This window comes from Gilliamella sp. BG3, from assembly GCF_046635605.1.
In the GTDB taxonomy this organism is placed as follows: Bacteria; Pseudomonadota; Gammaproteobacteria; order Enterobacterales; family Orbaceae; genus Gilliamella; species Gilliamella bombi.
This window is the reverse complement of record NZ_JBIDFE010000021.1, coordinates 26892-42330: the sequence shown is the minus strand read 5'-3', so window position 1 is coordinate 42330 and position 15439 is coordinate 26892. Positions and strand designations below refer to the sequence as shown.

13 protein-coding genes and 1 tRNA gene are annotated in these 15439 nt (G+C 34.4%); 5 read left to right on the top strand and 9 right to left on the bottom strand.

Going from position 1 to position 15439, the window contains the following annotated elements; translation table 11 throughout:
• Positions 1-288: 288 nt before the first annotated feature.
• The 3 genes from ACGH6S_RS09885 to secG form a co-directional block, all read right to left on the bottom strand.
• Positions 289-1539 (bottom strand): integrase domain-containing protein, encoded by a 1251-nt coding sequence (locus ACGH6S_RS09885; RefSeq protein WP_297223933.1) that lies wholly within the window; start codon positions 1537-1539, stop codon positions 289-291.
• Between the two features lie 184 nt (positions 1540-1723).
• Positions 1724-1809, bottom strand: a tRNA-Leu gene (locus ACGH6S_RS09880).
• Positions 1810-1816: 7 nt separating this feature from the next.
• Positions 1817-2191 carry a preprotein translocase subunit SecG gene (gene secG, locus ACGH6S_RS09875; RefSeq protein WP_085166040.1) on the bottom strand — a complete coding sequence of 125 codons (375 nt, stop codon included), beginning with the start codon at positions 2189-2191 and terminating at the stop codon, positions 1817-1819.
• A gap of 296 nt (positions 2192-2487) precedes the next feature.
• Here secG and thiI point away from each other — a divergent pair, with 296 nt between their 5' ends.
• The 4 genes from thiI to trmL all read left to right on the top strand — a co-directional run bounded on the left by thiI (position 2488) and on the right by trmL (position 6693).
• Complete coding sequence (thiI, locus tag ACGH6S_RS09870; protein WP_085166041.1) at positions 2488-3936, top strand: tRNA uracil 4-sulfurtransferase ThiI; 1449 nt, start codon at positions 2488-2490, stop codon at positions 3934-3936.
• Between the two features lie 118 nt (positions 3937-4054).
• Positions 4055-4777: a response regulator gene (locus tag ACGH6S_RS09865; protein ID WP_411578789.1), complete on the top strand. Its 723-nt coding sequence runs from the start codon at positions 4055-4057 to the stop codon at positions 4775-4777.
• A 28-nt stretch (positions 4778-4805) separates the two neighbouring features.
• Positions 4806-6188, top strand: a complete 1383-nt coding sequence (cpxA, locus tag ACGH6S_RS09860; protein WP_296300360.1) for an envelope stress sensor histidine kinase CpxA — start codon at positions 4806-4808, stop codon at positions 6186-6188.
• Positions 6189-6207: 19 nt separating this feature from the next.
• Entirely contained in the window at positions 6208-6693 is a 486-nt protein-coding gene (trmL, locus tag ACGH6S_RS09855) for a tRNA (uridine(34)/cytosine(34)/5-carboxymethylaminomethyluridine(34)-2'-O)-methyltransferase TrmL (protein ID WP_244178553.1), read from the top strand.
• Between the two features lie 895 nt (positions 6694-7588).
• Here trmL and ACGH6S_RS09850 read toward each other — a convergent pair.
• The 5 genes from ACGH6S_RS09850 to orn form a co-directional block, all read right to left on the bottom strand.
• Positions 7589-9010 (bottom strand): cation:dicarboxylate symporter family transporter, encoded by a 1422-nt coding sequence (locus tag ACGH6S_RS09850; protein ID WP_174798946.1) that lies wholly within the window; start codon positions 9008-9010, stop codon positions 7589-7591.
• Positions 9011-9085: 75 nt separating this feature from the next.
• The gene (locus ACGH6S_RS09845) at positions 9086-10417 is read right to left on the bottom strand and encodes a CoA-disulfide reductase (RefSeq protein WP_411578788.1); all 1332 of its coding nucleotides are present in this window, start codon (positions 10415-10417) and stop codon (positions 9086-9088) included.
• A gap of 200 nt (positions 10418-10617) precedes the next feature.
• On the bottom strand, positions 10618-11604 hold the full coding sequence (gene hemH, locus ACGH6S_RS09840) for a ferrochelatase (protein ID WP_411578787.1): 987 nt from the start codon (positions 11602-11604) through the stop codon (positions 10618-10620).
• 9 nt (positions 11605-11613) lie between these two features.
• Positions 11614-12885 (bottom strand): lipid IV(A) 3-deoxy-D-manno-octulosonic acid transferase, encoded by a 1272-nt coding sequence (gene waaA / locus ACGH6S_RS09835; RefSeq protein WP_411578786.1) that lies wholly within the window; start codon positions 12883-12885, stop codon positions 11614-11616.
• 5 nt (positions 12886-12890) lie between these two features.
• The gene (orn, locus tag ACGH6S_RS09830) at positions 12891-13457 is read right to left on the bottom strand and encodes an oligoribonuclease (RefSeq protein WP_034911832.1); all 567 of its coding nucleotides are present in this window, start codon (positions 13455-13457) and stop codon (positions 12891-12893) included.
• A 79-nt stretch (positions 13458-13536) separates the two neighbouring features.
• Between orn and rsgA the strand changes: the two genes are divergently transcribed.
• Entirely contained in the window at positions 13537-14565 is a 1029-nt protein-coding gene (gene rsgA, locus ACGH6S_RS09825) for a small ribosomal subunit biogenesis GTPase RsgA (protein ID WP_296300391.1), read from the top strand.
• A 141-nt stretch (positions 14566-14706) separates the two neighbouring features.
• Here rsgA and ACGH6S_RS09820 read toward each other — a convergent pair whose 3' ends face one another.
• Entirely contained in the window at positions 14707-15249 is a 543-nt protein-coding gene (locus ACGH6S_RS09820; RefSeq protein WP_411578785.1) for an HdeD family acid-resistance protein, read from the bottom strand.
• Between the last annotated feature and the right edge of the window lie 190 nt (positions 15250-15439).

Here is a 15439-nt window from a genome sequence, read left to right as displayed (position 1 = left end):
ATGTGTATAGTAGTGAACAGTAGTGAATACTAGTGAACACCAAAAAATATATATAATAAGTATATAATATATTGATATATATAAATTAATATTAGGTTAGTGAATAGTAGTGAACACTTTATATTAAAAGTTTAAGATTATGGGGAGGTAAGCATAAAAACAGCCTAATGACTGGGTAAGTAAAGGGTGACATTTGAAAAAACACCCCTCAGATTTGAGGAGTGATTATTATGGAGAATTGAAGTTTGTAACCCAAATATGGGGCACGGTATGAATAGCGTGATATGGTTAATGATTAACTAACTTTAAATTGCGGTTACCTGATAGTGAGACATTTCCTTGGCTTGCTTGCTCAACAAAGTCACCCCACCAGTCAAGCATAATACGCTTTTGATGTTCATATTCTGCTTTGTTGTAGGCTCGCCTTACTGCGTTTTTATCTACATGCGATAACGCGCTTTCAATGACATCATAATTAAAGCCTTGTTCGTTTAAAGCGGTACTAGCTAAAGCTCTTAATCCATGCGCAACTAACTTATCTTTGTATCCCATGCGCTTTATTGCCATGTTAGCGGTTTGGCTACTCATTGGCTTGTTATAAGGCGGTCTTGCTGTTGGGAAAACAAACTCACTTTTATGATTAATAGATTTCATTATCTCAAGTATTTTTATTGCTTGCGGTGATAAGGGTATATTGTGAGGTCTATCCATTTTCATGCGTTCGGCAGGAATACTCCATAATTTTTTATCTAGATTAATTTCTTCCCACTTAGCCCCTACGGCTTCACTTGGTCGCGTTAATGTTAATAACTGCCATTCAATCACGCATCTAGTTTGCAATTCAATCTTTGCCATAGCTAAAGCTTGCATGAACTGCGGTAACTCAGTAGGGGGAATAGTTGGCTGATTTTTTACTTTCGGGCTATTAAATACGTCGGTGATTTTGGCTAGAGGGTTATTATCGATAATTCCCATATTGACAGCATAATACATTATTTCATTAATTCGCCTACAAACTCTTTTTACTGTTTCGTATTTATTATTGTTATTTAATGGCTGTAATGCGTTAATCGCTTTGATAGCTGTTACTTGGTTTATTGGAATATCTTTTATATAAGGGAAAACATGATTTTCTAATGAACGCCAAGCCTTTTTGAGCGTTTGTTCTTCTAAACCTTGTTCTGTTTTGAATTTGAACCATTTCTCAGCCATAGCGTAAAAGGTATTATTACAAGCTTCTTGCTTACGTTGTTCTTGTTCCGCTTTGTGATATTGTGGATCTATCCCTTGCTTTATTAATTCTCGCGCTTCATCTCGTTGTTTTCGCGCTTGTTGTAGCGATGTTTCTGGGTATTTACCGAAAGATAATAATGTCTCTTTATGTGATATTGGCTTTTTATATTTAAATCGCCATAATTTAACCCCTGTCGGTTTAACTAACAAAAAAAGACCTCCACCATCAAAATACTTTTTATCCTTACTAGTGGCTTTTAATGCTTTTATTTGTGTGTCAGTTAAGGGAGTAGTTTTTACAGCCATTTTTCACCTTTGGGGGTACGCAATAATAGGGTATTTAATTATACCCCCAAATATACCCCCATTATTTTTGGTTGTAAATGTACCTTACTGATACTTAATGGGCAATAAAATAGACTTTGAGGCTTGTTATTACTGGATTTGGTGTGCTTTGGTGGGTTTAAAAGAATGTTACTGATTATTGATTTGGTGCCGTGGGCGGGACTTGAACCCGCATGCTCTTAGAGCACTACCCCCTCAAGATAGCGTGTCTACCAATTTCACCACCACGGCGCCGTTGTTATTCAGGTATATCTGAAGTTGAATTTTGCTGTACAGGTTGAGTAATTGGAGCTGTTGCAGGTGCGGTATTACCTTCATTCAGCTGTGTTGTTACTGGTACAGTATCTTCAATATTCTCAAATTCGCTAGATGAAGCTATTCGTGGTTTGCTACCTAAATTTGAAAGTAAAATGCTTATTACAAAAAACAAAATACCTAATAAAGTGGTAGCGCGAGTTAAAAAATTCCCACTACCTGAAGAGCCAAATAAAGTTGCGGATGCACCAGCGCCAAATGATGAACCCATGTCAGCACCTTTACCTCGTTGTATTAAAACTAACGCAACTATTATAACCGCGATAATTAAATAGCTTATAATTAAAAATTCGTACATTTCAACCTGTCAATTTATATGTTATACAACAGAATTTATTGATGCGAGATATTAGCGAAAGACAGTCCAACAAGCAAGTAAAATTTAAGATATGATCGATATATTTTAAGCATTTATACTTTTCAGGTAGTAAAAATACTTATTTTATCTGTAGATGATGTATTATTGTATATTCACTAATTTTATTTCAAGCAATAAATTAAAACAGTCATTAGATATATTTATCATAATCAATTGTGAGTTTTTGAGTAAAACAAGTATAATGATGCATTTTTATAATAGTTCGCATTGATTTTATGAAATTTATTGTTAAGCTCTTTCCCGAAATTACCATCAAAAGTGATTCTGTTCGTTTACGATTTATTAAAATACTAACAAGTAACATTCGTAATATTTTAAAGCATCATATTGAAGATGTTGCAGTTATTCGTCATTGGGATTTTATTGAAGTTCGTCCAAAAGTTGAAAATAGTGAAGCTAAGATACTTGAATTATTAATGCGAATCCCTGGTATACATCATATTCTTGCTGTCGATGAAATCACTTTTGTTGATATGCATGATATTTTTGAAAAAGCATTAGATTATTATGCTCCATTAATTGAAAACAAAACGTTTTGTGTACGCGTTAAGCGTCGAGGTAAACATGAATTTACTTCAATTGATGTTGAACGTTATGTTGGTGGTGGGCTTAATCAACATGTGTCTTCGGCTAAGGTTAAATTAACTCATCCAGAAATCACCGTTCATCTTGAAATCGACAAAGAAAAGTTACTGCTGGTAAAAGGTCGACATGCTGGCATTGGCGGTTTTCCAACTGGTACACAAGAAGATGTTCTTTCGCTCATATCGGGTGGTTTTGATTCTGGCGTATCAAGTTATATGCTAATGCGACGCGGAAGCCGAGTGCATTATTGTTTCTTTAATCTTGGTGGAAAAACTCACGAAATTGGAGTTAAACAAATGGCGCATTACCTATGGGAGCGTTTTGGTAGCTCACATAAAGTGCGTTTTATTGCTATTGATTTTTCGGATGTTGTTGGTGAGATTCTTGAAAAAATTGATGATGGGCAAATGGGCGTTATCTTAAAGCGGATGATGATTCGTGCGGCATCAAAAATTGCGCAACGTTATAAAGTGGAAGCTCTCGTTACTGGAGAAGCATTGGGGCAAGTATCAAGCCAAACACTTACCAATTTACGTTTAATTGATAATGCTAGTGATACATTAATTTTACGTCCTTTAATCACACACGATAAAGAAACCATTATCAATATTGCGCGTCAAATTGGTACTGAAGATATAGCAAAAACAATGCCAGAATTTTGTGGCGTAATATCTAAAAACCCAACAGTTAAAGCCGTGAAAGAAAAAATTGAAGCAGAGGAAATGAATTTTAATTTCACGATTTTGGATAAAGCAGTTGCCGAGGCTGAAAATATTGATATTCGTGAGATAGCAAAACAAACTGATACAAAAATTGCTCATGTTGAAACTGTCACAACTTTGAGTACCGATCACGTGGTTATTGATATTCGATCTTCAGAAGATCAGGAAGATAATCCACTTATATTAAGCGATATTGAAGTTAAGCATATTCCATTTTATAAGTTAGCAACGCAATTTGGGAATTTGGATCAATCGAAGCAATATTTACTATATTGCGATCGTGGAGTCATGAGTAAATTACAAGCGCTTTATTTAATTGACCAAGGCTATAATAATGTAAAAATATTTTCTATATAAAAATTAACAATAATTTACTATATTGTTCGTGATTTTTACATATATAGTAAATTTTTGGATAAAACTATATTTGGTATAAAAATTAATATCAAGAATGAATGAAATAAAGAGGATTGTAATGAGCAGTAAATTACTTGTAGTTGATGATGATCCAGAAATTACTTTATTATTACGAGAACTTCTTGAGTTAGAAGGATTTCTTGTTGAAATAGCGAATAATGGTATTCAGGCTTTAGAAAAGTTTGATAGTACGATAGATCTTATTTTACTTGATATTATGATGCCTGAAATGAATGGACTTAAATTCTTATCTCAACTTAGAGGTAAATTTACGATACCTGTTATTTTTTTAACGGCTAAAGATAATGAATATGATAAAGTGATTGGACTTGAGCTTGGTGCTGATGACTACATTCTAAAACCATTTAATGATAGAGAGCTTATTGCCCGAATCAATGCACTTTTGCGTAGAGCGCATTGGGATAATGTAGCAAACGATGAAACTGAACAACCAATTAAATATACAATTGATAAACTTAATGTAAATCGAAAACAGGGATCTGCTTTTTTTGATAACAAGTATATAGATTTAACGGGTACTGAGTTTCAAGTGTTGCTTACCTTTCTAGAAAATTCGGGAAAGATAATTACACGCGAAAAACTAAGCGAATTTGTTTTGGGTAAAAATTTAGCTCCACTTGCTCGCTCAATTGATGTACATGTATCTAGATTACGGAAAAAACTACCGCCTAGAAGTGATGGTTTACCATGGATTAAAACATTACGTTCAAAAGGTTACTTATTTGTAATTGATCGAAATGACGATTTGTTATATGAATAACTTTATAATGAAGATCAGATAATATGATATGTGGCTTTTTGATAAACTAACAATAAGAATTTTCACAATATTTTTATTAACCATAGCTTTTTTTCTAATGTTAATAATGGTTTTGCCGAGTCTTGATGCTCGAAACCTAACCTACTTAGCAAACAAAGATAAACAAGCTGGTAATATGCTTGCGCATCAAATTGAAAATGATCTTATTAATGTACCAAAAGATAGTTTTCGGTGGTGGATGCGTTTTATTGTTGTTATGGATAGTTATCAAAAACCGGGGCAATTTTTATTTATTGTTACTCCTAATGGGCAAATCATTACAGCTGAAACAAAAAATATTGATTTAATCAAAAACTTTAGTGAAAAATCCCATGATGTCAAAGATCCTGCAAAAAAAATTTATGATTCTCAAGAAATTATAGGACCTTTTCTCATTCATTATGCTAATGCTGAATATCAATTATATATCCTACAACAAACTACAGATATTCAATCTCAATTAGTCAACTTTATATTTGATCATCCTTTTTTACTATTAACTTTAACCATGCTGGCAAGTTCTCCTTTTTTACTATGGCTATCTTGGAGTATTGCAAAACCTGCTCGAGGGCTAAAAAAAGCAGCTGATCAGGTTGCGAAAGGGAATTTACAAGAGTGGCCTGAGCTAGAACAAATAGGATCGTCTGAATATAAAGCTACTGGGGCTAGTTTTAACCATATGCTAAGAGAGCTTAAACGAATGCAAGAAGTACAGCAACGTTTGTTTTCAGATATTTCTCATGAATTGCGCACTCCTTTGACTCGTTTGCAGCTTGCTACATCGCTATTGCGACGCAAACAAGGTGAAAGCAGTGAAGTTATACGTATTAATAATGAAGCAATAAAATTAGATTCTATGATTGGTGACTTATTGTCATTGGCAAGGCAACAATATGACAATAATGAAATTCGTGAAGTTAATAAAATTAATATTCTATTTAAACAGGTGCTTGATAATGCCACTTTTGAAGCAGAACAAATAGGTAAAACGTTGGTCGTTACAAATTTTCCAACTAACCATACTATATTATGCTATCCAATTGCTTTGTGTAGCGCACTTGAAAACGTTATACGCAACGCATTTCGCTATTCAAATAAACAGATCGATATTAATTTTGTAGCACAACAACAAAAGCTAACAATTACAATTGATGATGATGGTCCAGGAGTTGCTGAAAGTGAACTAGAACAAATTTTTAGACCTTTTTATCGTACAAGTGAAGCTCGAGATCGTGAATCTGGCGGAACTGGATTAGGGCTCGCTATTGTAGCTAATGCCATCATACGCGATCACGGTACTGTAAAAGCAGAAAAAAGTCATCTTGGTGGACTTAGAATTGTGATAATATTGCCAATTCATAAACATCAATAAATAATAAATGAGAAAAGTTGTGTCAAATTCAGCCTTAAACATCGTTTTATTTGAACCCGAAATTCCTGCTAATACTGGAAATATTATCCGTCTTTGTGCTAACACTGGTTTCAATTTACATATTATTGAGCCTATGGGCTTTTTCTGGGATGACAAAAAGTTAAGGCGAGCCGGGCTTGATTATCAAGAATTTGTTGATGTAAAACGCTATAAAAATCTCAACCATTTTTTAGATGCCAATCAAATAGACCTATCAACACAAGTTTATGCTTTAACCACAAAAGGACAAAAGCCACACAGTGAAGTCGATTACCAGCAAAATGACTTCTTAATGTTTGGACCAGAAACCCGAGGCTTACCCAAAAACATACTTGATGCACTACCACAAGAGAAAAAGATCCGCATTCCCATGCTCGCCACTAGCCGTAGTATGAATTTATCTAATTCTGTTGCCGTTGTGGTTTATGAATCATGGCGTCAGTTAAATTATATGGGTGCAAAATAAATTTTAGTCTTACTCAGTTGTTGGATAAATACCGACGTTGGGAAAAAAGCAATATTCAAACCTTTCGGTGCGGTTAAAATAATTATTTTTTTATAAAAACCTTTTATATAGTTCATTTATTTTATTAATGCTTTTTGCTCTTAATTTAAGTCAAATAGTTATGTTTTTTAGAATTAGACTTAGGAGCGGACGTTTTGGCCTTTTCGGTGCAGTTTATCGGCTAATCCCCTAAATTGGAAGTAGCTATTGTAGCTATTCTACCCACTAATAGATAAAATGTTTGAAACCTCACCGATCCCCAAAATTTTCTATTACCATTTGATTCACAAAAAAAATTCAATAAAATCAATAACCAACCTGAACGATTTTAGAGAAAAAACATTCCTACAACACCGCATGTCAATATACCTATCTTTAAATCTTAATTTTTTATTCTTTCGATTGTTACATTATTAACTTTTATAAGTTTACCTGCTTGTTTTACCAAATTACGGCATCTATACAAATACAATCACGTAAACTACATTCTAATTTACCGCTATTATTAATCTATGCACTTATGCTATATCCAAAATTAAAACTACCGAACTTATCAAGATTCTATACATTTAATTTTGGCTTTTATCGGTTCGCCTAAATTAAAAAAATAACTGCCTTTGAATTGATTTATATGTAGTGATCCTCACAAAAAAAAGCAGAAGTTACCGCTATGACATAAATACAAATCATAGCGGGACAAATATCATAGGCAAAAAATTTAGCATCAAATTCAAACCAATATTCAGAAAATCTGTTTACCCAAAAAAATCGTTCAACACCAATAATAGCAAAACAAAAATTGATTATTATCTTGAAATTTGTTGTACTATTTCACTCATAGCAACAGCCATTGCAGTTAAGCTTCTGGCTGCTCGTTTTCAAGAGTGACATCTGGGTCGTTGTATACTGTCATATCCATAAGACCAATTTCTTTATCGGTTGCGACAGCGGCTGTCATAGCGCCAGATACATTAGCTAAAGTTCTTGCCATATCAATAATTGGATCAACAGCTAAAACCATACCAATTAATGGGAAGTATTCGGCCATGCCCATACCTGATAAAACAACGGTTGCGGCAACTGTTGCCGTGCCAGGAATTCCAGCTATACCAATTGAACCAATAACCACTACAATGACAAGCATAATATAAAATTGGATATTAGTATCAATACCAACCATATGAGCTACCATAACAGCAAGTAAAGCAGGAAAGAAACCGGCACATCCATTCATTCCCATGGTACTACCTAGAGAGCCAACTAAATTTGCGGTACCTGTATTAACACCCATTCGGACGGTTAGTGTTGAAATAGTCATTGGTAATGAACCGACAGAGGAGCGACTTGTAAAGGCTAATAACCATGTTCCTAGCGCTTTTTTTATAAACATGATTGGTGAAATACCATGAATCACAATAATGGCAACATGTACAATCAACATAATCAATGTGGCGATGTAGATCGCTGCAACAAAACTTGAAACCTGAATAATTGCGGGTATTCCGTTAGAAATGATGGTGCGAGCAAGTAAAGCAATTACTGCATAAGGCATGTATTTTATGACTGTCATCGCAATCGACATGATGATCTTATAAAGTGCTTCGATAAACGTTTTAAATAGGGCAATTGGTTGTGAGTTTTTCTTTTCCATTCTGTTGGCGGCAATCCCCATTAAGGCAGAGAAAATGACCAATCCAACAATATTTTCGTTTACCATTGATGCAATAATATTGCTTGGAATTAGATTTATAAAGGTATCAATAATATTAGTGTATTGTTTTGCCTGAGCTTGATGTACAGAACTTGAGCTTATTTCACCTAATGCAAATAGATTAGCTAACAAAATACCAACAATACAGGCAATTGCTGTTGTAAACAGTAACCAAAAAATTCCTCTGAATGCGATTTGGGGTAGATTTTTTTTACCAGAGAAATCGATAATTACTTTAACAATAGATACAAATATGAGTGGTATCACTAACATTCGGATAAAAGCGATAAATGCTCGACCAAATAGTCCATACCAAGTTGCGGTTTCTTGCATCCAGATTGTTGATGTGTCTGGAAATCCTGCTACAGCTTGAATACTTAAACCAAGCACGGCACCAAGTATTAACCCAACTAACATACGTATTGAAAAATTAACCTTTTGCTTTTGTAATGGCCTCATTACTGCAAAAAAACAGATGAGCAGTAACCCAATACCAATTAATGTCTGGTAATGAGTAATAGATAAGAACTTTTCAAAAAAGACTCCTTGAAAAATGGCATCTGGCATATTTAATCCTCACCCTTTAATAATAAATTTAATTATCTAGTAAAATATTTATTGATAGGTTTATTAATATCTATCTTATTTTGCAATTGAGCCTGCAATATTTAAAATATCCCACGGTCTGGAAAATGGCGGTGCATAAAGAAAATCCATCATGGCTAATTCATCAATTTTCAAATTCGTCCATATTGCGGTTGCAAGAGTGTTGACCCTTAATGCCGCACCTTGCCCTCCAGCTATTTGACCACCTAAAATCACTCGAGTGTCGGCATGATAGATAAGTTTTGCTGTTACACTTGTTTGACCTGCAACATAGTTGCTGTGATTTTTATCTTTAACTATGACAGTTTTATAAGGAATTCCAGATTTTTGGGCTTCGCTTTCAGTTAAACCTGTTCGTCCTGCTTCAATATCAAAGACTTTTAAGGCTGAGGTGCCAATAGTGCCAGGATATTCACAATTTCCGCCACCTAAATTTTCGCCTACAATTTTGCCTAGTTTGTTCGCCCCTGTAGCAAGTGGAATATATACCATTGAATGACTAACTCTATGGTGAAGGGCAACACAATCTCCAGCAGCATAAATATCTGCCATATTAGTTTGTCCAAAGCTGTTGGTGATTATGGCACCATTTGCAAGTGTCTTGATACCAAGGTTTTTATAGATATCATTGTTTGGCTTAACACCGGTTGCAATAATAACAACATCGGCTGGATATCGTGATTTATCAGTAATTACATGTGTGACGTTGTGCGATCCTTCAAAGCCAAGTACTCGCTCTTGCAAATGTAGATCACAATGTTGTTTAATATTTTCTTCAATTAGTTCAGTGATTTGCCTATCAAATGCATCGATAAGAATTCTGTCATCCAATTGAATCAATTTGACGTTTTTTTGTAAAGCAACAAGCGATTCAGCTATTTCAAGCCCAATATATCCAGCACCTATAACAATCAAATTTTTGATATTTGAGTTGGATAATGTCTGTTTGATAGCTAACCCGTCATGCAGGTTGCGTAATGTGAAGATATTTTTTAGTTGGCTATTTTCAAGAGGGGGAATGATGGGACTTGCACCAACTGCAAGTAGTAACTTGTCATAGCTATCATCAAAGCAATTGCCAGTATTGAGATCTTTAACAGTTAATTTTTTTTGATTAGTATCAATAGCAATGACTTTATGTAAAGTTTTTATTTCAATACCATCTTTTTGAAATTGCTCGGGCGTTCGGGATATCATTTCGTTGGCGTCAGTAAAGTGGTTACCAATAAAATAAGGTAAACCGCAAGCACCAAACGAAACAATATCTGATTTTTCATAAATACGGATGGTTGCCTCAGGGTTCATTCTTTTAGCCTTTGCAGCAGCACTTGCGCCTGCAGCTTGAGCGCCAATGATGATTATTTTCACTTAATTTTCTCCTCAGTGCTCAAATACTGAATTATAAAATAATGCCTTATCATACGCCATAGATTACTTAGGCGATAGATAATTAGCATTAATATTCGTTAATTTAAAATTTCATTCGTTTAAAAATCAACAATTACACTATTTAGTGTAATTTTTAAGTCGTATCATTTTTGTCAAAAAGTTTCAGGTAACTATGTGTTTCAGTATAAATTATTAAGTATAAGTGGCTGAGTTTGGTTGATTAATGTCATGATTAAATTAATCTGTAAGTCTGTGTCATTTAATGTGGGAATATAATAAAATGATTTTCCACCTGCATTTAAAAAGATTTCTCGATTTTGTTCGTCAATTTCGTAAATAGTTTCAATACAATCTACCGAAAATCCGGGACAGATGACGTGCACATTGTTAACACCACTTTTTGCTAATGTTTGTAGTGTATCGCTGGTACTTGGCGTAACCCATTTACCTTTTCCAAATTTAGATTGATAAGCCATTTGAATTGGTATATTTATGTTATTTGTTCGGCATTTTTCGATTAATAACTGTGTGGTCATTTCACAACGTTGAATATAATCCTCTTTTCGTTTGTAAATATAACGCTCAGGAATACCATGATAAGAAAGTATAAGCACTTCAGGCTCACCTTGGCATTGAAATGCTTGCTTAATTTGTAAATAAAGTGCATTGATATAACTTGGATGATCGGCATAATCACGAATATAGTCAATACTATTTATGATTTTGTCGGTTGCTATAACTTGTTTAAGTTTATCAAGTACAGCGAGTGTTGTGGTCGTTGAGTATTGTGGGAAAAGTGGCAATACCGTAATTTTTGAACATGATTGAAGCTTGTTCAATGCAGATTGAATATTGGGTTCACCATAGGTCATGGCTAATTCACATTGAATATTTGGTAAGTGGAGTTGTAATTTATCACATAATAATTGGCTGTAATGAAGTAAAGGTGATGAGCCATCTATCCAAATTTTTTGATAATGATGGATAATATAAGGCACTCGTTTAGGTATTACAAGGTACTTTAAAATCGGATACCAAAACAGTTTCGGTAAATCAACGACATGGCGATCGAGTAAGAACTCGGTTAAGTACCGTTTTATTGAATCTGGTGTTGCCGCGTTTGGTGTACCTAGATTAATCAGCAATAACCCTTGTTTTTTATTCACAAGTAATCCTTATTTTGAGCAAAGATAATAGTTGATAATGTTAAAAAGCCTATGTAGTGCGCCTTGATTTTGTTTTAATACTTGATACGCTTGTTCGCCAATTTGTTGACTACGCGTTTTATTTTCTAAAAGCCCATTAATCGCTGAATAAAGGGAATCGGCTGTGCTAGCACAAATGATCATGCCATCAGCTGAAATAAGTTGCTCACAAATCACTTTAAAATTGAAAAAATGTTCGCCACTAATGATTGGGATGTGGTGAAGTGCGGGTTCTAATGGATTATGCCCTCCATGTTTCACTAAACTGCCACCAACGAAGGCGATATCGGCAATACCATAAAGTTCTATTAATTCTCCCATCGTATCACCCAAAATGACTTGGGTTTGTTTAGCAGGAATTTGACCGCTACTGCGGTTTATATAATTTAATCCGCAATCATTAATTAATTTTTCGACGGTTTTAAAGCGTTCTGGGTGGCGGGGGACAATAATCAATAACAAATCGGGATATTTTTGTAATAACCGCTTAAAGGCAGATAAGATGATTTCATCTTCTCCATTATGTGTACTTGCGGCAATAAAGATAGGGCGGTCTAATTGCCACCGCTGTTTTAGCGTTTTGATTTTTTGCTGTTGTTGATCTGTTAAATCAATATCAAATTTAATACTACCGGTTATTGTTAAGCGATCACGGGGTAAACCCAGTGAAATAAAACGTTCCCCATCTTGCTTATTTTGTGCGGCAATTGCACTAATTTTTGATAGTAAATTGCTAATGGATCGCCCGAGTTTACTGTATCGATTAGCTGAACGTTCTGATAATCTGGCATTGGCAATAATTAGCTGAATATTTCGTTTATAACACTGACAGATAAAATTAGGCCAAAGCTCAGTTTCCATAATGATCACTAATTTGGGCTTAACCGTATTTAAAAAACGATTTATCGCGCAGGGCAAATCATAAGGTAAATATACATGGCTAACGCTATCACCAAGTAATGACTTAACTTGCTCTGAGCCTGTTGGCGTCATGGTGGTAACTGTGATAGGTAAACAAGGATATTGTTGTTTAAGTGCTTTGATTAGTGGGATGGCTGCTATCGTTTCACCCACCGATACGGCATGCACTAAAATACCGTTAGATTTAACTTTATTTTTGCAAAAACCATAGCGTTCAAGCCAACGCTTTCGATAAGCTGGTGCTTTACGACTACGCCAAAGCAGTCTTATCCAAACCAGTGGTTGAATCAAATACAATAAAAAAGTATATAAAATTTGCATACTAATTATAAGTTGGTTAGATCAAAAAAGTGTTCACGGTAATAAACAAGTTCAGCAATTGAGTCACGAATATCATCAAGAGCTTGATGAGAACTCTGTTTGCTAATCCCTTTTAGTATTTCAGGTTTCCAACGTTTAGCTAATTCTTTAATTGTGCTGACATCTAAATAGCGATAATGAAAATAACTTTCTAAATTAGGCATATAGTTAAATAAAAAACGACGATCTTGCCCAATAGTATTACCACAAATTGGAGAGCTGTTTTCTGGTACCCATTGTTTTAAAAATTCGATGGTTTGTTGTTCGGCCTGTTGTTCACTAATAGTACTTTTGCGAACACGCTCAATAAGTCCTGATTTGCCATGGGTGTTTTGATTCCACTCATCCATTAATGCTAATTGCTCATCAGATTGATGAACTGCAATCACAGGTCCTTCAGCAAGAATATTTAAGTTAGAATCGGTAACAATGGTTGCGATCTCAATAATGCGATCAGTTATTGGATTGAGTCCAGTCATTTCAAGATCTATCCAAATAAGATTGTTACTATTAATTTGAGATTGTTTGTTCATAATTTGCTATAGAGATTTTCTTTTTGATACTGAGTAGTGTAGCATAACTGACAATCTGTTTTAGTAAAAAATGAGTACTATGGCAAAAAATAAACTATCCAATAATCAAAAAAGACGTGTAGCGGCAAAACATCAGCAACGATTAGCAATAAAGCAAGATGAGAGTCTGGCAAATTTTTCGTCACCTCGTGACGGTGTAGTAATAAGTCGTTTTGGTAAGTCTGCAGATGTTGAAGATAGTGCAGGTCTTATTTATCGTTGTAGTATTCGTCGCACGTTACCGTCGATAGTCACTGGTGATAAAGTAGTATGGCGCGAAAGTTTAGAGCCAAATACCAATGGTATTATTGAAGCGGTTCACCCGAGACATTCTGAACTTGTCCGACCTGATTTTTATGATGGCGTTAAACCCGTTGCCGCAAATGTTGATCAAATCGTGATTATTTCGGCTGTCTTGCCAGAATTATCACTAAATATTATCGATCGCTATTTAGTTGCTTGTGAATGCACTGATATAAAACCTATTATTGTTTTAAACAAAATTGATTTACTTAATGATGATCAACGCACTGAAGTTGAAAAAAAATTGACGATTTATACTCATATCGGTTATCAAGTTTTGTATGTCTCATGTCAAAATCAACAAGGCATTGCTGTATTACAAGAAGTTTTGCAAGGTAAGATTTCCATTTTAGTTGGGCAGTCTGGTGTGGGAAAATCAAGTATTATTAATTTACTGTTACCTCATCAATCACAATCAGTTATGACTGGAGGTATTTCAGAAATATCTGGACTTGGTCAACATACAACCACTTCCTCTCGGCTTTACCACTTACCAAATGGTGGAGATATTATTGACTCACCAGGGATCCGCGAATTTGGTTTATGGCACTTAGAGCCAGAACAAGTGATTAGTGGTTTTAAAGAATTTGATAATTATTTAGGCGGTTGCCACTTTCGCGATTGTAATCACTTTGATACGCCAGGTTGTTTACTACAAAAAGCAGTACAAGACGGCAAAATTGCACCATCAAGGCTTGATAACTATCATCGGATTTTACAGACAATGCAAGAAGTTAAGGCAAAAACTAACAAAATCTATAAATAATCAGCTTAATTCATTTATAACAAAATTAAATAAGTTGTATTTGTGTTCGAGTCATTACTGTAATTACTTGCTGCTCACAATTAGTGGTAACCTCTTGAAAGTCATTGCTAGATTGTGAGCAACGAATGTGTTATTTAACATCTATTTTTTTAATGCAAAACCAATAGCTACATATGCCCAACCTTGGAAAATAAGGTCGATACCTAAAAACATACCTAATACCCAAAGACTGTCATATGGCCAACCTGCAATAATCATAAATCCTAAAATTAATGTAATAATCCCTGAGGTTAAAACCCATCCCCAACGAGGTAAATTGCGGTTATTCATAGCCGCAAATATTTGTGTAAAGCCGCTCATAATTAGCAAGAATGAAATCACCAATGTTAAGGCTGATGAAACCGCAACAGGTTGGAAAAATGACATTAGACCAATAAAAATGTATAAAACTCCCATTACTGCCCATAATGCTGACTGACTGAAACCTTTAATGCGAAATGAATGTAGCGCTTGCGCAATACCTGCCATTAAAATTAATGAACCAATAAAATAGACAGAAAAAACAGTTGCCATGAACTGATAACCTAATGCTAAGCTCCCCAATATAATTAAAATAACACCAACTAAAATAAACCAACTTGATTTTTCTTTAAGATTGTAGACATTGTTTTCGTTAGATATCATGTTATTTACCTATTTTTATAAGTTAATTTTGGATTTCAAATTAAAACCACTTTTTAAGACTTATAGTTTGTCAATGGTGATTTAGTAAATGAAAAGAAAGGTAGTGAAGGTACAATTTATTGCACAGTAATTAGTTTCTGTTCAAACTGTTACTGTGCACTAAATTAGTTAATATAATAAATCTAATTTT